This window comes from Phenylobacterium sp. (assembly GCF_035309685.1).
Lineage (GTDB): Bacteria > Pseudomonadota > Alphaproteobacteria > Caulobacterales > Caulobacteraceae > Phenylobacterium.
The window spans coordinates 58,918-79,717 of the sequence record NZ_DATGEX010000007.1; the positions used below are offsets into that span (position 1 = coordinate 58,918).

A 20,800-nucleotide genomic window follows, 5' to 3' on the forward strand; every position below is an offset into this window, starting at 1 on the left:
GCATTACTGCTACCTAAGCCGACTGCGGGGCGCTAAGATTCCCGCTGGGGCATCGTTGGAGCGGCGATGGGGCGGGGACACGCAAACGGAGTGATCGGCCTTCTCTGCGCCGCGTTTGCCGCGGCCGTGGCGCTGAGCCTTGCGCCGCGCGTGCTCGCCGACCCGGAGCCCGTGGCCGGCCGCGCCGGCGTCCACGAAGGCGTCGCCACCTGCGCCGGCTCGACCTGCCATAGCCGCCCGGTGGCCAGCGGCCTGGTGGTGCGCCAGAACGAGCTGATCACCTGGCAGGACCCGCACACCGAGGCCGGCGCCCACAGCCGCGCCTGGAAGGTGCTGACCCAGCCCCGCGCCGAGGCCATCGCCAAGCGCCTGGACATCGGCCCGGCGGAAAAGGCGCCGGCCTGCCTCGCCTGCCACGCCGATCCGGCTCCGGCCGGTCAGCGCGGCCCCCGCTTCCAGATCTCCGACGGTGTCGGCTGCGAGGCCTGCCACGGCGGGGCCGGCGGCTGGATCGCCAGCCACTATGCGGTGGGCGCGACCCACGCCGCCAATGTCGGGCGCGGCATGATCGCGCTGGACGATCCCAAGACCCGCGCCGCGCGCTGCCTCGACTGCCATTTCGGCGGCGCGGGCGAGAACCAGTTCGTCAGCCACCGGCTGATGGCCGCCGGCCACCCGCAGATCAGCTTCGAACTCGACCTGTTCACCAGTCTGCAGAAGCACCACGACATCGACGCCGACTATGTCTCGCGGCGCAAGGTTGTGGCCGGTCCGGTGAAGACCTGGGCCGTGGGCCAGGCCATGGCGCTCGACCGGATGCTGACGCTCTACGGCCCGCGCCACACCGGCGGCGCCTTCCCGGACTTCGTGTTCTTCGACTGCCAGAGCTGCCACCGGACGTTCTCGTCCGACGATCCCAAGTGGCGGCCGGTCTCCGAGCCCAACCCGGGCCGGCCGATCCCGGTGGGGGCCCCGCCATTCAACGACGCCAACATGATCATGCTGTCGGCCGCGGCGAAGGTGGCGGCGCCGGCGCTGGCCGGACGCTTCGAGACCGAGAGCCGCGATTTCCACCAGGCGCTGGCCCAGAACGGCGGCGTGGCGGCGGCCAAGGCGACGGCGCTGGCCGCGACCTCGAAGTCGCTGGCCGACGCCTTCGCCCGGCACGACTTCAGCCGCGCCGAGACGCTGGCCATCTTCCAGGGCCTGCTGAGCGGCGAGACCGCCCGGCGCTACACCGACTATAGCGGGGCCTCGCAGGCGGTGATGGCGGCCGACACCCTGCTGAACGGCCTTGTGGCCGACGGCGCTCTCGACCGCGCCCAGGCCGCCCGCGTGCGGCCCGATCTCGACCGCGCCTATGCTGCGGTGCGCGATCCCAACGCCTTCCATCCCGCCGAGGCGCGCGCGGCGCTCTTGGCCGTGGCCGAAAAGGTGAGGGGGCTGAAGTGAAGCGTGGGCCGTTCGGAACCTTCCTGGCCTGCGCCGCGGCCCTGGCGCTGGGCGCCTGCGGCGGCGGCGGCGGCGGCGGGGCCGCGTCGACGCCGACCAATCCCACGCCGCCGGTCGTCACCGCCGGCCCCTACGCGCTGCCGGGCGCCGAGTCGCTGAGCGTCGCCGACGTCCAACAGGTGATCGCCCAGGCGGTGAACGAGGCGAAGGCGCGCAACACGCCTGCGGTCATCGCGGTCACCGACCGGGTCGGCAATGTGCTGGCGGTCTATTCGATGACCGGCGCGCGGGCGACCGCGACGATCCGGCCCGGTCCGGGCGGCAATCTGGATGTGCAGGGCGTGGTCGTGCCGGCGGCCGCGGCGGCGATCAGCAAGGCGATCACCGGGGCCTATCTGTCCTCGGCCGGCCAGGCGTTCTCGACGCGGACCGCCAGCATGATCGTGCAGGAGCACTTCCCGCCGGCCCCGGCCTCGGCGGGCCTCGAGGGCGGGCCGCTGTTCGGGGTGCAGTTCTCCTCGCTGCCGTGCTCGGACCTGGTGGCGCGGTTCAGCCCGGCCGGCGGGACCGGCGCGCTCATCGGGCCCAAGCGGGCGCCGCTGGGCCTGGCGGCCGATCCCGGCGGCTTCCCGCTCTACAAGAACGGTGTCCTGGTCGGCGGCGTGGGCGTGATGTCCGACGGCGACTACGCCTTCGACCCCGACGTCTCCAACATCGACAACGACGACGAGGAGAACGTGGCGCTGGCCGCCACCAACGGCTTTGCGCCGCCCGCGACCATCACCGCCGATAAGGTGGCGCTGGCCGGCACGACCCTGCGCTATTCCGACGCCACCAGCGCCACCCTGAAGGTGAGCCCGACCAGCGCGCCGGCCTTCGCCGCCCTGCCGGCGGGGACGGGAACGCTGACCGCGGTGACGGGCTACTATCCGGGCGGCGCGGTGCTGGCCGGCCAGATCTTCGGGCAGGAGGCGTCGGGTGTCCGCCAGGCCTCGAGCGCCGAGTTCTCGGTGCCGGGCGGTTTCGTCCTCTCCAACGGCGCGGGCCAGAACCGCTATCCGCCCAAGGCCGGCACCGACGCCGAGGTGGGAACCCCGCTCAGCGCCGCCGAGGTGACCGCGCTCCTGGAAGAAGCCTTCAAGGTCATGGATCACGCGCGGGGCGCGATCCGCCAGCCGGCCGACTCGACCGCCCAGATGTCGATCGCCGTCACCGACACTCACGGCGTGATCCTGGGTCTTGTGCGCGCGCCGGACGCCTCGGTGTTCGGCACCGACGTGGCCGTGCAGAAGGCGCGCTCGGCGACCTTCTTCTCCGGCGCGTCCGCCGCGTCCGATCTCTTGGCCGATCCCAGCGCCGACGTCCGCGGCTTCGTGCAGAAGACCCGCGACTTCTTCCCCGACCCGGCGGCGCTCACCGGCAAGACCGCGTTTGGCATGCGCTCGATCGGCAACCTGGCGCGGCCGTTCTTCCCCGACGGCCAGCAGGGCCGGCCGAACGGGCCGCTGTCGCGGCCGATCTCGCAGTGGAGCATCTTCTCCACCGGCCTGCAGTCGGCGCTGATCCTCACCAACCTCGGCCAGCACCTGCAATATGTGACCGGCGCCTCGGCGAGCGACACCGCGCCCCGCTGCACCTTCCTGCCCGACGCAACGCCCGGTCAGAATCGCCTGCAGAACGGCCTGCAGATTTTCCCGGGCGGCGTGCCGATTTATCGGAGCGGAAAATTGGTCGGCGGCATCGGGGTGTCCGGCGACGGCATCGACCAGGACGACATGGTCGCTTTCCTGGGTGTTTTCAATGCTTCGAGCCGTGTCGGCATCAGCGAAGCGCCCGCTGCGATCCGCGCCGATCAGCTGGTTGTGGGTCCGGCGCCGGCGCAGCGGCTACTTTACGTTAACTGTCCGTTTGCACCGTTCCTAGACACCCAGGACCAGAACGTCTGTCAGGGAAAATAAGGGAATGCGGAGCGGCCTGCTCTTCGCCCTCCTGATCTGCACGCTCCCGCTCGCTCAGCGGGCGATGGCGGCTGACGTCATCGGCGACCTGATCGCCGCCGCTGAAGGCGCGGTCGCCGAGCCCCCGCCGGACCCGGCGCCGCTGGACGGCCGCCGCCGTCCGGGGCGCCCAAAGGAGCTGCCGCCCGCCGAAGCGCCGCAGGTCAATCCCAAGGGCATCGACGCCCCGCCGCCCGACGCCTTCCCCGCCGATCAGATCCCGGTTCCGGACCGCTGGCGGCTGATCGAGGCGGTGGGCGTCCACTCGCGCTGGTTCGACCCCTACAACCAGAACACCATCAAGGGCGACCGCCCGATCAAGGGCACGCAGGACTGGTTCTTCACGCTCACCGGCGTCTCCGACAGCGTGATCGAGCCGCGCAGCTTCCCGCTGCCGGTGGGCGCGCAGACCACGGCCAGGCCCGGCAGCAACGACAACTTCGGGCGCACCGAAAGCTTCGTCGGCTCCCAGACCTTCATCACGGGCCTCGCGCTTACCAAGGGCTCGACCGCCTACAAGCCGCCGGAGATCGAATTCCGCCTGACGCTGGCCTTCAACTACAACTACGCCCAGGTTCCCGAGAAGCGGATCCTGTCGATCAGCCCGAGCAATCCGACGCACCGCACAGACACCTTCGTCGGCGTGCAGGAAGCCTTCGTCGACTACCACATCCGCAACGTCTCGGACCGCTACGACTTCGATTCGCTGCGAGTCGGAATCCAACCATTTTCCAGTGACTTCCGAGGATTTCTTTTCCAGGACAATCAACTTGGAATCCGGCTGTTCGGCGACCGCGACAACAACCGGTGGCAGTACAACCTGGCCTTCTTCCAGCGCCTCGAGAAGGACACCAACTCGGGCCTGAACGACGTCACCCAGCCGCTGCGACACGACCAGGTGTTCATCGCCAACCTCTACCGCCAGGACCTGCCGTTCCCGGGCCTCACCTCGCAGGTCAGCGTGGTCTATGACCGCGACCGCGAGGCCGGCCGCATCCACTTCGACGACAACGGCTTCCCGGTGCGCCCCGCCCTGATCGGCGACGAGCGCGGCCGCAACTACGACGCGGTCTACCTGGGCTACAACGTCGACGGCCACATCGGCCGCCTGAACCTCACCGGCTCGGCCTACAGCGTCACCGGCCGCGACCGCAATTCGATCTTCACCAACAAGCCGGCGGACATTCAGGCCTGGTTCGCCGCGGTCGAACCCTCCTACGACTTCGACTGGATCCGGGTGCGCGGTTCGGCGCTCTGGGCCAGCGGCGACAAGCATCCCTTCGACAACAAGGAAACCGGCTTCGACGCGATCTACGAGAACCCGCAGTTCGCCGGCGCCGACACCAGCTACTGGATCCGCCAGTCGATCCTCTTCGTCGGCGGCGGCCGCGCCATCGGCATCAACGGCCGCAACGGCGTCCTGAACGACCTGCGCTCGTCGAAGGACGAGGGCCAGTCCAACTTCAATAACCCCGGCACGGTCCTGCTGGGCGTCGGCACGGACGTGGACCTGACGCCGCGGGTGCGCTGGAGCGTCAACGTCAACCACCTGTGGTTCGACGACACCGCGGTCTTGCGCACCCTGCGCGACGAGGGCTCGATCCCGAGGAGCCTGGGGTGGGACTATTCGACCTCGGTGATCTGGCGGCCGAAGATGACCCAGAACCTGATCCTGCGCGGCTCGGTGGCGGTCTTCCAGCCCAGTTCGGGTTTCAGCGATCTTCTGTCCAACAGCAACGGCGACAGCCGGTACTATTCGGTGCTTCTGAACGCGATTCTCAACTTCTAGGGGCGATATGGGGCGGTGGGGCAAATTCGGCTGGAGGGTGGCGGCGCTGGCGGCGCTGATCCTGGCCGCGCCTGTCGCCCTGCGCGCCGCGGGCGACGAGGAAAAGCCGGTCCCGCGCACCTACCACATGCAGGCGCCCGCCCCGGCCGGCGAGAGCGAGGCCGACGCCCACGCCAAGAGCGTCGGCTGCGAGAGCTGCCACACCGCCTCGGACGCGCCCTCGATGCACAAGTCCTCGGCCGTGGTGCTGGGCTGCGTCGACTGCCACGGCGGCGACGCCACGGTCACCGCCTCGGCGGGCCTGGCCAAGGACTCCGCGCCCTACGCCGCCCTGCGCGACAAGGCCCACGTCCTGCCGCGCTATCCCAAGGCCTGGCATTTCCCGTCCTCGGCCAAGCCGCAGCAGAGCTACACGCTGCTGAACCGCGAGGCGCCGGAGTTCGTGCGCTTCGTGAACCCGTCGGACTACCGCGTCGCCCGCGAGTCCTGCGGCGCCTGCCACCTGGAGGTCATCCAGAAGGCCGAGCGCTCGCTGATGGCCAACGGGACCATGTTCCTGGAGGGCGCGACCTACAACAACGGCATCCTGCCCAACAAGACCGGCATCCTGGGCGAGGCCTATACCCACAACGGCGAGCCGGCGCGGGTGATGTCGCCCGGATCGCCGCCCGGCACGGTGACGCCGGAGCAGAAGGCCAAGGGGGCCATCGGCACGCTCTATCCGGTGCCGACCTGGCAGGTGACGCCGCCCAGCGACATCTTCCGGGTGTTCGAGCGCGGCGGGCGCACCATCAACCCGACCTTCCCGGAAATCGGCCTGCCGGACTCGGTGGGCGAGCTGCAGAAGCTGGAAGAACCGGGGCGCCCCGACATCCGCCAATCGAACCGCGGTCCGGGCACCGGCCTGCGCGTGGCGATTCCCGTGCTCAACGTCCACAAGACCCGCCTGAACGACCCCTTCATGTGGTTCCTGGGCACCAACGACCAGCCGGGCGACTATCGCTCGTCGGGCTGCGCCGGCTGCCACGTGGTCTACGCCAACGACCGCGAACCGACCCATTCGCTGACCTGGGCGAAGTACGGCCGGGACGGCCAGTCGGCGACGGTGGACCCGACGATCAGCAAGACCGAGAGCGGCCACCCCATCGAGCACGCCTTCACCCGCTCGATCCCGACCTCGCAGTGCATGAATTGCCACATGCACCAGCCGAACATGTTCCTGAACACCTACTACGGCTACACGATGTGGGACTACGAGTCGGACGCGCCGTTCATGTGGCCGGAGCGGCAGCGCTATCCGACCGCGGCCGAGATGCGCAAGGTCCTGGACCGCAATCCGGAAGGCGCCGCTCCGCGCGGCCTGTGGTCGAGCCTCGACTTCCTGCGCAACGTCTTCGACCTGAACCCCAAGCTGCACGACACCCAGTTCGCCGACTATCACGGCCACGGCTGGAACTTCCGGGCGATCTTCAAGCGCGACCGCGAGGGCAACCTGCTGGACGCCGACGGCAAGATCGTCGCCAACGACGACCCCGAGAAGTGGCGCAAGGCCGGCGCTGGCAAGTTCGCCGAGCCGGGCAGCCAGGCCGGCAAGGCGGTCCACATGATGGACATCCACGCCGAGAAGGGCATGCAGTGCGCCGACTGCCACTTCGCCCAGGACAGCCATGGCTCGGGCCTGATCACCGGTGAAGTCGCCAACGCCGTGGAGATCGGCTGCCGCGACTGTCACGGCACCATCTCGGCCTATCCGACGCTGAAGACCTCCAACGTGGCCGCGAGCCCGTCCGGCACCGACCTCACCCAGCTGCGCAACCCCGATGGCCAGCGGCGCTTCGAATGGGTGGAGAAGGATGGCCGCCGCGTCCTGATGCAGCGCTCGATCATCGACCCGAAGATCGAGTGGCAGATCCATCTGGTGAAGGACTCGGTCGACCGGTCCAGCCCCGACTTCAACCCCAAGGCCGCCCGCGCCAAGCTGATGGGCAAGATCGCCGCCGACGGCAAGCCGTTCCAATGGGGCCCCGGCGTCGACAAGTCCAACCTCGCCCACAAGGACGGCGAGATGGAATGCTACGCCTGCCACACCTCGTGGACGACGTCCTGCGGCGGCTGCCACCTGCCCATCGAGGCCAACTGGAAGACCACCAGCCACAAGTACGAGGGCGAGGAGACGCGGAACTACGCGACCTACAACCCGCAGGTGGCGCGCGACGACGTGTTCCAGCTCGGCGTCCACTCGACGGTGAAGGGGCACACCGTCGCGCCCGTGCGCTCATCCTCGGCGCTGGTGCTGTCCTCGACCAACATCAACCGCGAGCGGATCTATGTGCAGCAGCCGCCGATCGCGGCGAGCGGCTATTCCAGCCAGGCGTTCGCGCCGCACTTCGCCCACACGGTCCGCAAGACCGAGACCAAGACCTGCAGCGACTGCCACGTCTCGGAAGCCAACGACAACAACGCCATCATGGCCCAGCTGCTGCTGCTCGGCACCAACACCATGAACTTCGTGGGCATGCACGCCTGGGTGGGCCTGGACCAGGGCATCGAGGCGGTGCGGGTCACCGAGTGGAACGAACCGCAGGCGGTGTTCGGCTCCTACCTGCAGAAGTACGCCTACCCCGACTTCTACAAGCTGCATGTGGAGAAGAACCACCGCGAGCTGATCAACTGGCGCCGCGGCAAGCCCTTCCAGAAGGGCCTGAGCGGCGGCGAGGCCGATGCGGCCGAGGACATCAACAACGTCACCCACAAGACCGGCGGCGCGGCGCGCTGCCTGCAGCAGCGCGGCGAATACATGTACGTGGCCGAGGGCCGGGGCGGCTTCCGCGCCTATGACATCGCCTCGATCGCCAACAAGGACATCTCCGACAAGATCCTGACGGCGCCCTTCTCGCCGCTGGGCGACGACACCCACATCGCGTCGAAGAACGCGACCTGCATGGCGATCCCGACCAACCAGTCGATCGCGCCCGGGCGCAACACGCCGCTGATGCAGACGGAGAACCAGGAGCAGCCGTTCCACCCGATCTACCACTACGCCTTCATCACCGACGCCGAAGAGGGCCTGATCGAGGTCAACGTCGACACGCTCTCGGACGGCGACCCGCGCAACAACAACCTGAAGCGCGCGCTCACCTGGAACCCGGGCAACCTGCTGAAGGGCGCGCGGCACATCACGCTGGGCGGCCACTACGCCTACATCGCCGCCGACGCCGGCCTGGTGGTGCTGGACCTCAACGATCCGCTGAAGCCCCGCCACGTGACCACGCTGGCGCTCCCCGACGTGCGGGCGAGCGCGCTGCAGTTCCGCTACCTGTGGGTCACCGACGCCCGCGGCCTGGAAGTGGTCGACGTGACCCGGCTCGAAAAGCCCGTGCTGGTGGCTGGCGCGACCGTGCCGTTGGCCGATGCCCGGCGGGTCTACATCGCCCGCACCTACGCCTATGTGGCGGCCAAGAAGGACGGGCTGGTGATCGTCGACGTGAAGCAGCCCGAGCATCCGAAGATCTACCAGAAGGTCGATTTCGGCGGGCAGATGAACGACGCCGAGGACGTGGTGGTGGCCTCCACCAACGCCTCGTTCTTCGCCTATGTCGCCGACGGCAAGAACGGCCTGAAGGTGATCCAGCTGACCAGCCCGTCGAGCCAGCCCAACTTCTACGGCTTCTCGCCCGCGCCCAAGCCCGAGCTGATCGCCTGGGCCAGGACCGCTTCGCCCGCGCTCGCGCTTTCGAAGGGCCTCGACCGCGACCGCGCGGTCGACGAGACCGGCCACCAGATCGCCGTCTTCGGCCGCCTGGGTTCGCGGCCCTTCCACCGCGACGAGATGGAGCACTTCTTCATCGACGCCTTCGACCGGCCCTACCGCGTGACCGACGACCCCGACTTCACCGCCTGGGTCTCGGCCGGGCGCTGAGCCGTCTACCGCGATTAGGCCTTGTCGTCCCCGGCGTCGGCCCCGCATGCTCATCGAGACGCGGCCATCCGAGAGCCGCGGCCTTCTGGGGGCTTCGATGTTCAGGCGCTTGCTGCCGCTCTCCATGGCGATCTCAGCCATCCTGTTCGCGGCCGGAGCCTCCGCCGCGCCGGCCCCCGCGACCGTCAAGGTCGAGAGTGGCCAGCTCCAAGGCGCGGCCGGCGACGGGGTTGTCGCCTTCAAAGGCATTCCCTTCGCCGAGCAGCCGGTGGGCGACCTGCGCTGGCGGCCGCCGCAGAAGGCCAAGCCCTGGACCGGCGTGCGGCCCGCGCTGAAGAACGGCCACGACTGCCTGCAGGCCGAGGTGAAGGGCGACCCGGGCATGGGCACGGACCTGGGCGAAGACTGCCTCTATCTCAACGTCTGGCGGCCCGCCGAAACCTCGGCCCAGGAAAAGGCGGGGAAGAAGCTGCCGGTGATGGTCTGGATCTATGGCGGAGGCCTCGTCAACGGCGGCAGCCAGCCGGCGATCTACCAGGGCGACCAGTTCGCCCGCGAAGGCGTGGTCTTCGTCAGCCTCAACTACCGCCTGGGCCGCTTCGGCTTCTTCGCCCACCCGGCGCTCACCGCCGAGCATCCGGACGAGCTGAAGGTCAACTACGCCTACATGGACCAGCTCGCGGCCCTCAAGTGGGTCCAGCGCAACATCTCAGCCTTCGGCGGCGACCCCAAGCAGGTGACTCTGTTCGGGGAGTCCGCGGGCGGGTTCTCGGTCCACACGCTGATCGCCTCGCCGATGGGCAAGGGCCTGTTCCAGCGGGCCATCGTCGAGAGCGGCGGCGGCCGCAGCAACGAGGGCGCCGCGCCCAGCGTGGCGGCGGCCGAGGCCACCGGCTTGGCCTTCGCCAAGGCGCAGGGCATCGCGGGGACCGACGCCGCGGCGCTCGCCAGGCTGCGGGCCTTGCCGGCCGCGGCGGTCACCGGCAACCTCAACATGTTCACCTCCAACGCCAACGCCGCGACCTATCCGGGCCCGGTGACCGACGGGAAGCTGGTGGTCGAGACACCGCAGGCCGCCTACCTCGGCCGCCGCCAGGCCAAGGTCGCCCTGATGACCGGGGCCAATGGCGCCGACCTCGGCTTCAACACCTCGCCGACCATGGACGCCCTGATGGCGCCCTTCGGGGCCAACAAGGCCAAGGCGCTGGCGGCCTACGATCCGGATGGGACCGGAAACCTGGCCAGGGTCCGCGCCAAGGTCGGCATGGACCAGCTGATGGAGGAGCCGGCGCGGTTCGACGCCGCCACCTTCGCGGCCCAAGGCCTGCCGGCCCACGAGTTCCGCTTCGACTATGTGGGTGACGCCCTGACGGCCCGCTCGCCCAACGGCGCGCCGCACGCCTCGGAAATCCCCTTCGTCTTCGACAAATACGGTCCGGGCTACATCGCCATGGTCACGCCCACCCACTCGGGCGAGGCCAGCGCCAAGGATGAGGCGGTGGCCCGCACCATCCACAGCTATTGGCTGAACTTCGCCAAGACCGGCGACCCCAATGGCGCCGGCCTGCCGCCCTGGCCGCGTTACTCGGCGGCCAGGGACGAACTGATGATCTTCCAGCGCGACGGCGCTGCGAAGGCGCAGCCGGACCCCCTGAGGGCGCGTATGGATCTGACCGCGGCGGCGCAGCCGAAGTAGCCGGGACTCAGGCGGCGCGGACGGCCCGGCGGCGGCGCAGGGCGAGGCCGAGGCCGCCGAAGCCCATCAGCACGAGCGCCCATTCGCCGGGTTCCGGAACGGCCGCGACGTTCACGCTGCTGAAGCTGCCGCCATCGCCAAGGGACGGCGCATCGCTGCGCACCGAGGCGAAGGTGCTGAGGTTGCCTCCGGAGGCGGCGATGACGTCGCCGATGCCGAAGCCGGCCGCGAAGGTCCCGTTGTGGGCGATTGAGTTCACGCCGTTGGTGATATCGAACGCCCAGGTCGTCGCGGTCAGTGACAGGGTCATGGTCAGGGGACCCGTGCCGCCGATAGGCCCCTGGCTGACGTAGCGGAACAGGCCGTTGTTATCGACGATGTCGAACACGGTCCGGTCGTCGCGCGCTTCCAGCCAGATCTCCGGACCGCAGCCCGCGCATTCGCTGATCCCGGGCTGGCCCCAGCCGACCATCACGCCCGCCGCGCCGATGTCCGGCCGGCTGTTCACCTGCCAGGTCAGCGTCGTGTCGGTCGGGTTGAAGGTGTCCAGGCTGTAGATGTTCTGATCGGCCGCGCCCGCCGCGCCGCCCACGAAGGCGAGGCCCCCGGACACGCTGGCGTGTGAAGACGGTCCGATGGCGAAACCGTCGCCCACGGCGCCGGGGCTGCCGAGGGTGGGGCCATTGAAGCTGTCACTCAGCAAAGGGTTCGCCTGGGCGGCGCCCGCCAATCCCAAAGCGAAGGTTGCGCCGGCCAGCAAAACTCGCGTCTTCATCGCCTATCTCCCGACGATCCCGATTGATCGCGCGTTGACCATATCAAGGGTATGTGACGATACAACTCTGATTTGTGCTTTTCGCCTGTAGTCGTCCGATTACGGAGGATCAGCCTCGGGGTCGGGACAACGCTAGATAGACGCTGTCGCACCATTCCTCGCCGATCCGCCAGGTGCGCGCCGCCCGATGGGTCTCGTGGAACCCCAGCTTGCCGAGCAGGGCGAGGGAGCCGGTATTGCGCGGATCGACGTCGGCGGTGAGCGCCGGAACCTCGAAGTTGGCAAAGACGTGGGCGATGGCCGCGGCCAGCGCCTCCGTGGCCAGGCCGCGGCCCCAGTAGTCCGGGTGCAGGATGTAGCCGACCGCAGGCAGGCGCCAGCAGCCGGCCTTGCCGATCACCTGGCCATCCAGCTCGACGATGAAGTCGTCGCTCTCCGCCGAGGGCGAGGCGATCATGTTCGCGAGCCATTCGCGGCTCTGCGCGATGTCGTTGTGCGGCAGGCTCGACCAGTAGCGCATGGCCTGGGGATGGCTGAGGATCGCGTGCAGGGCGGCCAGGTCGTCTGGGCGCGCGCGCCGCAGCCGCAGGCGTTGGGTTTCGATCACGAGGCCTGCATCCAAGGCCGCCATCAGATCGCGGTGTAGGCCTCGATGGGGATCGGCACGCCCTTGAGGTCGATTTCACCGACGGCGCGGGTCTCGCCGGCGTTGGGCGCCAGCCGCAGGGTCTCGGCGGAGAACAGGATGCGGGTGCCGAAGGTCTTGTTGGCCGCCTCCAGCCGGGCCGCGATCACCACCACCTCCCCGTAGGCCGTGTAGTTGAACCGCCGCTCGCCGCCGAAGTTGCCGACCAGGCCGATGCCGGAATCCAGCCCCATCCGCGTGTGGCCGAAGATGCCGTGCTTCTCGAGCATCTTCTTGCGGTACTCCTCGGCGAAGACGTCGATCTCGCGGACGCAGGCGATGGCCCGGTCGGCGTGGTCGGGGAACACCACCGGCGCGCCGAACAGCACGATCAGGCCGTCGCCGGTCATCTTGTCGATCATCGCCTCGTGCTTCCAGAGGATCTCGATCAGCCCATCGAAGTAGCCGTTGATCACCTCGGCGAAGGTGTCGACCGGCAGGGTGGCGACCAGGTTCGAGAAGTTCTCCAGGTCGGAGACCATGACGGTGATCTCGCGCGCCTCGGCGCCGATCTTCACCGCTTCGCGGCCTTCGACGATGCGGTCGATGACCTGCGGGGCTAGGTAGCGCTCCAGCGTCGAGGAGTAGAAGGCGCGCTGGTTCTGCAGTTCGGCGGCTTCCAGCCGGCTCATCACGAAGAAGGCGAAGGCGAAGCTCACCACCGGCGAGGTCATCGGGGCGACGAAATCGAACGAATAGAACAGCGCGACCGCGGCTCCGACGGCCAGCACCAGGGCGCCCAGGACGATACCGATGGACGCCCACCACTTCAGCGCGCCTCGGCCCATGGCCGCGCCGCCAAGCGCGGCGGCCAGGACGATCAGCTCGACGATCAGCCCGCCGGGCATGTGGATGCGGTCGCCCGCCATCATCTGCGACAGGGCGTGCAGATGCACCTCGACGCCGGGCGTGCCCATGACGTGGCCCTTGGTGAACCGCAGCGGCGTCTCGTGCAGGTCTTCCTTCGGCGAGTCAGCGTCGGGGCCGGCCGAGCGGGTCACGTCGCCGATGAAGGCGATCTTGCCCTTCAGCAGGGCTTCCGGGAGGAAGGGGACGAAGGCCGCGGAATAGGAGGGGCTGATGGCGCCGGCGTTCTCCGCGGTGACATGCGGATCGGCCCGGCGATAGCGGATCAGGAAGAGATGCGTCGGCGGCTTGAGGCCAACGGCCGCCATGCCCACCCGGGCCGCCAGGGAATAGTTGGCGCTGGGCTTGGGGTCGTAGTGGCGGATGATGTTGTCATAGTCGGTGTGGGTCAGGGCGCGAGCGTCGGAATAGATCAGCTTGGGCGAGACCGGATAGTCGACGCCAGCCTTATACGACGGGTCGACCGCGACCACGATCGGGGCCTTGGTCTTCGCGATACGGGCGTTGAAATCCTGGAACTCCTGCGGCGTCGACCAGGTGTCCAGCAGGTAGTCGACGCCGACGGCCTTGACGCCCTTGGCGTCCAGCGCCGCGATCAGGTCGCCCAGCCAGGCCTTGTTGATCGGGGCCGAGCAATGGCAGGGCGAGGCGTCGCTCATCGCCTTGGTGGCCGCGTCATCGATCTTGATGATCACGAAGTCGTTCTGCGCCGGCGGCGCCATCAGCGCGATGCGATAGTCGTAGGTCAGGTTCTCCATGGCCTGGAAGGGCGGGGTGGCGCGCAGCAACATGGCCGCGAGCGTGGCGGCGAGGGCGACGCCGGCCATCACGGCGACGTCGGCCCAGGCGCCGCGCGCCGCGCGCACGGCCGACAGATAGGCCACAAAGCGCTTGAACAGGCCTTCGGGCCGGGCGGCCATCTAGTCGAAGCCGAACGGGCGGGTATAGGCCACGGCCGGCTCGAACTCTCCGGCGACGCAGACGTGGGTCGTGACGCGGCCCTCGTCGGCCACTACCAGCACATAGCCCGGCGGCTCGGCCACCAGGATCTCGCGGCCATCGGGCCGCTCCATGTCGACCGGCGACAGGTTCAGCGTCACCTGGATCGAGGTCGCCGGCGCCGTCGCCACCACCTGGCCGGCCAGGAGGCCGTGGAAGGCGCGGTGCACGTGGCCGCAAAGCACGACGCGGACCTGATCGCGGCCGCGGATCGCGTCGGCCAATTCGCCGATCCAGGGCGCGTTCGGGTCTGGGTCCATCCAGCGCACGCCCGACAGGATCGGCGGATGGTGCATCACCACGATGGTCGGCGTGTCGGGCTGGGCGTCCAGAGTCTGCGCGAGCCATTCGGCGCGCTCGGCCGAGAACCCGGACCGGTCGCGGCCCTCTTCCAGGGTGTCGCAGACCACCATCCGCAGCCCCTCGAAATCGACCGCGTACTGGACGAAGCCGTTGGCGTCGGTGGGCGCGCTTGCGCCGCCGAAGGCGTCGAGGAACGGCTGGCGGCGGTCGTGGTTGCCGACCGCGTAGTAGATCGGGATTTCGCAGCCGCTGAGGATTCGCTTGAGCTCGGCGTACTCGGCCGGGTCGCCATGGTCCACCAGATCGCCGGACGCGATGATCGCGATGGGCCTGGGCCGCAGCTCGTGAATCGTCCGCAGCACCTGGCGCAAACGCTGTTCATTGCGCAGCTGGTTCAGCGGATCCTGACCTGTCGTGACATGCAGGTCTGTGATCTGCGCGATGGTTAACACAGGCTTCTCCCCGGCCTTACGCACTTTACCATCTACGAAGTACGTGGCTTTAGCGCCGACGGATGACCAAGTTCCGAATTTCCGTCATGTCTTCCATGGCGAATTTCACGCCCTCACGCCCCAGCCCCGAGTCCTTCACGCCGCCGTAAGGCATGTTGTCGACCCGGTAGCTGGGCACATCGCCTACCACCACGCCGCCCACGTCCAGCCTGTCCCAAGCCGTCAGGGTGCGGAAGAGATCGCGGGTGAACAGTCCAGCCTGGAGACCGAACTTCGAGTCGTTGACCTCGTCCAGTGCTGCTTCGAAATTGTCGAACTTCGACAGGATCGCGACGGGGCCGAACGCCTCCTCGGCATAGAGCTTGGCGTCGCGGCCGACGCCCTCCATGAGGGTGGCTTCCAGCATGGCGCCCTCGCGTTTGCCGCCGCACAGGATCTTGGCGCCGCTGGCCGCCGCGGCCTGGATCCAGTTATCCAGGCGGGTCGCCTCCTTCACGTCGATCATCGGCCCAATAAAGGTTTGCTCATCCTTCGGGTCGCCCGCGATCAGGGTCTTGGTCTTGGCCACCAGCCGGTCGCGCAGCTCGTCGTAGACCTTGGCGTGGATGATGATCCGCTGCACGCCGATGCAGGATTGGCCCGACTGGTAGAAGGCGCCGAAGATGATCCGCTCGACCGCGTCGTCGAGGTCGGCGCCGGTGATGTCCTCGTCGACGATCACCGCGGCGTTGCCGCCCAGCTCCAGCACCACCTTCTTCTTGCCGGCGCGCGCCTTCAGGTCCCAGCCCACGTCCGGCGAGCCGGTGAAGGATAACAGCTTAAGCCTATCGTCGGTGGTGAACAGGTCCGCGCCCTCGCGGTGGGCCGGCAGGATCGAGAACGCGCCCTTGGGCAGATCGGTCTCGGCCAGCACCTCGCCGATGATCAGCGCGCCCAGTGGAGTGCGCGACGCCGGCTTCATCACGAACGGGCAGCCGACGGCGAGCGCCGGCGCGATCTTGTGGGCCGCCAGGTTCAGCGGGAAGTTGAACGGCGAGACGAACGAGCAGGGCCCGATCGGCACCCGCTTCCACATGCCCTGATAGCCCTTGGCGCGGGGCGAGATGTCCAGCGGCTGCACCTCGCCGGTGATCCGCACGCTTTCCTCGGCGGCGATCCGGAAGGTGTCGATCAGGCGGGTGACCTCGCCCCTGGAATCGCGGATCGGCTTGCCGGCCTCGATGCAGAGCGCCATGGCCAGCTCGTCGAACCGCTCCTGGAAGCGGGTGACGCAATGGGCCAGCACCGCCTGGCGTTCGTAGGCGGCCATCTTCGCCATCGGCTCGGCGGCCTCGACGCAGGCGGCGATGCCGGCGTCGATGGTGGCGGCGTCGGCCTGGGCCACCCGCGTCGCCGGCTTGCCGGTGAACTTGTCGGTGACCACCAGATCCTGGTTGGGCGTCTTCGCTTCGTTGGCGAGGTACAGCGGATAGCTGGATTTGAGGGCAGGGGCTGCCATGGCGGGACGGAGCGCTTGGTCGTTAGACCTTCGCGCTCAGCTCCTTGATCTCTTTGTTCAGGATGCGGTCGTTGTCCGAGTAATCCACCGGCACCTCGATCAGGTTGACGCCCGGGGAGTTCAGGCACTTCTCCAGGATCCCCGGCAGGTCGGCCGCCGCTTCGACGCGGTAGCCGTTGGCCCCGTAGCTCTCGGCGTACTTCACGAAGTCGGGGTTGTTGTAGGTCAACCCCCAGTCCTTGAAGCCCATGTTGGCCTGCTTCCAGCGGATCATGCCGTAGGAATTGTCGTTGAGGATCAGCACGGTGATGTTGAGCTTCAGCCGGACGGCGGTCTCCATCTCCTGGCTGTTCATCATGAAGCCGCCGTCGCCGCAGATCGCCATGACCTTGCGGTCCGGGTAGACCATCGAGGACGCCATGGCGCTGGGCAGGCCGGCGCCCATGGTGGCGAGCGCATTGTCCAAGAGGACGGTGTTGGTCATCCGCGCCGGGTAGTTGCGCGCGAACCAGATCTTATAGACCCCGTTGTCCAGGCAGATGATGCCGTTGGGCGGCATGGCCTTGCGGATCTGCGCGACCAGGTGCTGCGGGTAGACCGGGAAGCGCATGTCGTCGACCTGCTCGGCCGTGTGCGCCACCTCCGCGGCCCGCGCCTTCTCCATCTTGGAGAAGTTCCAGTGGGCCTGGGGCAAGATGTCTTCCTTGATCTGCCAGATGGCGTTGCCGATGTCGCCGATCACCTCGTACTGCGGGAAGTAGACCGGATCGACCTCGGCCGAGCGGAAGTTGATGTGGATCACCTCCGCGCCACCCTTCTGCATGAAGAAGGGCGGCTTCTCGATCACGTCGTGGCCGACGTTGATGATCAGGTCGGCCGCCCCGATGGCCCGGTGCACGAAGTCGCCGGCCGAGAGCGCCGCGCAGCCCATGAACTTCGGGCTGGTCTCGTCGACCACGCCCTTGCCGAGCTGGGTCGAGACAAAGGGGATGCCGGTCTTCTCGATGAACTGGGTGAGCATCCGGCTGGTCATGGTGCGGTTGGCGCCGGCCCCGATCACCAGGATCGGCGCCTTGGCCTTCTCGATCCGCCGGGCCGCGGCCTTGATGGACTTCTCGTCGGCGACCGGACGGCGCGCGTTGCTCTTGGCGAAGGGCGTGGAGTCGGTCTGCTCGTGGGCGACGTCCTCGGGGAACTCCAGGTGGACGGCGCCGGGCTTTTCCTCCTGGCCCAGGCGGAAGGCCTCGCGGATGCGGGAGGGGATGTTGTCGGCCGAGGCGAGCTGATGGGTGTACTTGGTCAGCGGCCCCATCATCGCGACCACGTCGAGGATCTGGAAGCGGCCCTGTTTGGAGCTTTTGATCGGCTTCTGGCCGGTGACCATCATCATCGGCATGCCGCCCAGTTGGGCGTAGGCCGCGGCGGTCACGAAGTTGGTGGCGCCCGGGCCCAGGGTGGCGACGCAGACCCCGGCCTTGCCGGTGTGGCGGCCGTAGGTGGCGGCCATGAAGCCCGCGCCCTGTTCGTGCCGGGTAAGGATCAGCTTGATCTTGGTCGAGCGCGACAGGCTGTCCAGGAAATCGAGGTTCTCCTCGCCCGGCACGCCGAACACGTACTCGACGCCTTCTTCTTCCAGGCAGGCTATAAAGAGATCCGAAGCCTTGGTCATTTGCGTGCGCCCCTCGCTCGAAGTTTGCGAGTTGGGGTCATTTAGTCGGGTTTGTGAAGAGGCTTCGCACGTCGCGCGTAACAAGCTTCACCGAATGGGCTTAAGCTTGGGCCGATTACGTTGTTATGTACCTGTCGGGGACTGGCTGAGGCGCGCTGGGAGCGTCCCGCGCGGGCCAGATAATTTTTGGGGTAACGCCAATGGCTGTCACAGACCACGTCGATCTCGGAACCTTCGTCGAAGGGGTCCGCAAGCGCAATCCGGGCCAGCCGGAGTTCGTCCAGGCGGTGCAGGAAGTCGCCGAGGACATCTTCGATTTCATGCAGGACAAGGAGCAGTACCACAAAGCCCAGATCCTGCGCCGGATCGCCGAACCGGACCGGGTGATCTCCTTCCGGGTCTGCTGGGAGGACGACAAGGGCAACATCCGCGTGCAGCGCGCCTGGCGGGTGCAGAACAACAACGCCATCGGCCCCTACAAGGGCGGCATCCGCTTCCACCCGACGGTGACCGAGAGCGTGCTGAAGTTCCTGGCCTTCGAGCAGACCTTCAAGAACGCGCTGACGGGCCTCCCGATGGGCGGCGGCAAGGGCGGGTCGAACTTCAACCCCAAGGGCAAGTCCGACAATGAGGTGATGCGCTTCTGCCAGAGCCTGATGACCGAGCTCTACCGGCACATCGGCGCCGACGTGGACGTGCCGGCCGGCGACATCGGCGTGGGCGGCCGCGAGATCGGCTACATGTTCGGCCAGTACAAGCGGATCACCAACGAGTTCACCGGCGTGCTGACCGGCAAGGGCCTGGAGTACGGCGGCAGCCTGATCCGCACCGAGGCCACCGGCTATGGCGCGGTCTATTTCCTGCAGAACATGCTGAAGAACGTCGGCAATGACGTGGCCGGCAAGACGGTGGTGATCTCCGGCTCCGGCAACGTCGCGACCCACGCGGCCGAGAAAGCCACCCAACTGGGCGGCAAGGTGCTGACGCTCTCGGACTCCGAAGGCTTCATCCACGATCCGGCCGGCATCGACCAGGCCAAGATCGACTGGATCAAGGACCTGAAGACCAAGCGCCGCGGGCGGATCTCGGAGTACGTCAAGGAATTCAAGGGCTCCAGCTTCCACGGTGACGGCGCCCGGCCATGGGGCGTGGCCTGCGACCTGGCGCTGCCCTGCGCGACCCAGAACGAGCTCAACGGGGCGGAGGCGAGGATCCTGGTCTCCAACGGCTGCATCGCGGTGTCGGAAGGCGCCAACATGCCCACCGACCTGGACGGGGTGCACGTCTTCAAGCAGGCGCAGATCCTCTACGCGCCCGGCAAGGCGGCCAACGCCGGCGGCGTGGCGGTCTCGGGCCTGGAGATGAGCCAGAACTCGGCCCGCATCTCCTGGAAGGAAGCCGACCTGCAGCAGCACCTCCTGGACATCATGGCCGGCATCCACGAGCGCTGCGTCGAATACGGCGGCCGCAAGGGTTCGAAGGTCATCGACTATGTCCGCGGCGCCAACATCGCCGGCTTCAAGAAGGTCGCCGACGCGATGCTGGCCTATGGGGTGGTGTAGGGGGCTTCGCGAGGCGGTCGTGGCGGACGAGCCCGCTCACGGGTGATCAACGACCTTCGCAGCGACGGCTCGCCGCCGTTCTGCCGACGGACTATCCGGGCGCCGCGGTCCATCGCACCATCACGACCAAACCCGCCAGGGCGGCGGGAATGAACCAGGCCCAATCCCCGGCCAGGGAAACGGCCACGGCCGCAACGATGCAGCCCAGGAAGAAGCCGAGCAGCAGCGGCAGGAATTTGCCGATGCGCGGGCCGGCGGCCTTTCGCGTCGCGGGGTCCGGCGACAGCGCGTCCAGCAAGGCAAGGGTCGCGCTCACCAGGTTGCCGGTCATCACGGCCGTGGACGGCGCCCCGGTGATGGTCATGCGCAACAGCGCGTTCTGGCACGCCATGGCCGACGCGGCGACCAGCACCGCGACTCCCGCCGTCAGCCCATGCGGGTCGGCGGACGGGCGGGTGATGACGCAGAAGGCGAAGACCCCGGCCAACAGCAGGAACTGCACCAGCAACAGCCGCCGCGTCAGGGCTTCGTTTCGCGCCGCCTCGGTCCGGGCGAAAAGCCAGACGGCGGCGACCGAAAGGACGAAGGTCGGGACCGCCAGCGCCTGGGCCAGGTTGAGCGGGCCGCCCCGCACGGCCACAGCGGCCAGCACCACCAGATTGCCCGTGACGTGGGCGGTGAAGACGTTGCCGAGCGTGAGGAAGCCGGTGAGGTCGACCATGCCGGCGATGACGGCCAGCAATGCCGGCAGGCGTTTCTGCGAAAGCGAAAACGCGGGAATGTGAGGCGAGACCGCGGCCGCGCCGGACTTCGTCCCGGACATGGCGTTCCTCCGCAAGTCAGGGGGCCCGGCGCCGGGCGCGTTCACCCAGGCCGTCGATCAGCAGTTTCGGCGTGAGCAGCCCTAGGCTCATAGCCAGGACGATGGTTGCTGCGGTCGCGGCGTTGGACAGAGTCTCGCCGATTACGGACGGATCCGCGCTCGGACCGCCGGCGATCTGCACGAGCCCGCTGGCCATGCGGAACAGGAAGACGCCGGGCATCATCGACACCACCGAGGCGAACCCGACGGCGGCGAAGGGCATCTGCAGGCGGTTGGCGATAGGCGTCAGGACCAGACCGACGGTCAGGCAGGCC

14 protein-coding genes are annotated in these 20,800 nt (G+C 68.3%); 6 read left to right on the forward strand and 8 right to left on the reverse strand.

The annotated features are described in order from the left end of the window. The first annotated feature begins 90 nt into the window (after positions 1-90). From VKQ35_RS01585 to VKQ35_RS01605, 5 genes are all read left to right on the forward strand, one after another. The gene (locus VKQ35_RS01585; protein WP_324358293.1) at positions 91-1,452 is read left to right on the forward strand and encodes a multiheme c-type cytochrome; all 1,362 of its coding nucleotides are present in this window, start codon (positions 91-93) and stop codon (positions 1,450-1,452) included. Beyond that, positions 1,449-3,410, forward strand: coding sequence for a heme-binding protein (locus VKQ35_RS01590; RefSeq protein ID WP_324358294.1), 1,962 nt, complete (start codon positions 1,449-1,451; stop codon positions 3,408-3,410). Before VKQ35_RS01585 ends, VKQ35_RS01590 begins: the two co-directional genes overlap by 4 nt. A 4-nt stretch (positions 3,411-3,414) precedes the next feature. Beyond that, a complete protein-coding gene (locus VKQ35_RS01595; protein ID WP_324358295.1) occupies positions 3,415-5,238 on the forward strand; it encodes a hypothetical protein in 1,824 nt (607 codons plus the stop codon). A 7-nt stretch (positions 5,239-5,245) separates the two neighbouring features. Beyond that, entirely contained in the window at positions 5,246-9,157 is a 3,912-nt protein-coding gene (locus VKQ35_RS01600; RefSeq protein ID WP_324358296.1) for a multiheme c-type cytochrome, read from the forward strand. Positions 9,158-9,254: 97 nt separating this feature from the next. After that, positions 9,255-10,853 carry a carboxylesterase/lipase family protein gene (locus VKQ35_RS01605; RefSeq protein ID WP_324358297.1) on the forward strand — a complete coding sequence of 533 codons (1,599 nt, stop codon included), beginning with the start codon at positions 9,255-9,257 and terminating at the stop codon, positions 10,851-10,853. A gap of 7 nt (positions 10,854-10,860) precedes the next feature. Here VKQ35_RS01605 and VKQ35_RS01610 read toward each other — a convergent pair whose 3' ends face one another. The 6 genes from VKQ35_RS01610 to VKQ35_RS01635 all read right to left on the reverse strand — a co-directional run bounded on the left by VKQ35_RS01610 (position 10,861) and on the right by VKQ35_RS01635 (position 18,101). Continuing rightward, positions 10,861-11,628 (reverse strand): PEP-CTERM sorting domain-containing protein, encoded by a 768-nt coding sequence (locus VKQ35_RS01610; protein WP_324358298.1) that lies wholly within the window; start codon positions 11,626-11,628, stop codon positions 10,861-10,863. 109 nt (positions 11,629-11,737) lie between these two features. Further along, positions 11,738-12,235 (reverse strand): GNAT family N-acetyltransferase, encoded by a 498-nt coding sequence (locus tag VKQ35_RS01615; protein WP_324358299.1) that lies wholly within the window; start codon positions 12,233-12,235, stop codon positions 11,738-11,740. Between the two features lie 23 nt (positions 12,236-12,258). Continuing rightward, positions 12,259-14,100 carry an adenylate/guanylate cyclase domain-containing protein gene (locus tag VKQ35_RS01620; RefSeq protein ID WP_324358300.1) on the reverse strand — a complete coding sequence of 614 codons (1,842 nt, stop codon included), beginning with the start codon at positions 14,098-14,100 and terminating at the stop codon, positions 12,259-12,261. Continuing rightward, complete coding sequence (locus VKQ35_RS01625; RefSeq protein ID WP_324358301.1) at positions 14,101-14,934, reverse strand: phosphodiesterase; 834 nt, start codon at positions 14,932-14,934, stop codon at positions 14,101-14,103. 49 nt (positions 14,935-14,983) lie between these two features. After that, positions 14,984-16,432, reverse strand: coding sequence for an aldehyde dehydrogenase family protein (locus VKQ35_RS01630; protein WP_324358302.1), 1,449 nt, complete (start codon positions 16,430-16,432; stop codon positions 14,984-14,986). Between the two features lie 22 nt (positions 16,433-16,454). Further along, entirely contained in the window at positions 16,455-18,101 is a 1,647-nt protein-coding gene (locus VKQ35_RS01635; RefSeq protein ID WP_324358303.1) for an acetolactate synthase large subunit, read from the reverse strand. A 200-nt stretch (positions 18,102-18,301) separates the two neighbouring features. On the opposite strand from VKQ35_RS01635, the gene gdhA reads away from it, so the two are divergent. After that, positions 18,302-19,663 carry an NADP-specific glutamate dehydrogenase gene (gene gdhA / locus VKQ35_RS01640; protein WP_324358304.1) on the forward strand — a complete coding sequence of 454 codons (1,362 nt, stop codon included), beginning with the start codon at positions 18,302-18,304 and terminating at the stop codon, positions 19,661-19,663. 91 nt (positions 19,664-19,754) lie between these two features. On the opposite strand, the gene VKQ35_RS01645 is transcribed toward gdhA, so the two are convergent. Both VKQ35_RS01645 and VKQ35_RS01650 read right to left on the reverse strand, forming a co-directional pair. Next, positions 19,755-20,486: a YoaK family protein gene (locus VKQ35_RS01645; protein WP_324358305.1), complete on the reverse strand. Its 732-nt coding sequence runs from the start codon at positions 20,484-20,486 to the stop codon at positions 19,755-19,757. A gap of 16 nt (positions 20,487-20,502) precedes the next feature. Then, positions 20,503-20,800: threonine/serine exporter family protein (locus tag VKQ35_RS01650; protein ID WP_324358306.1), on the reverse strand; the 298-nt coding region annotated here is incomplete at its 5' end.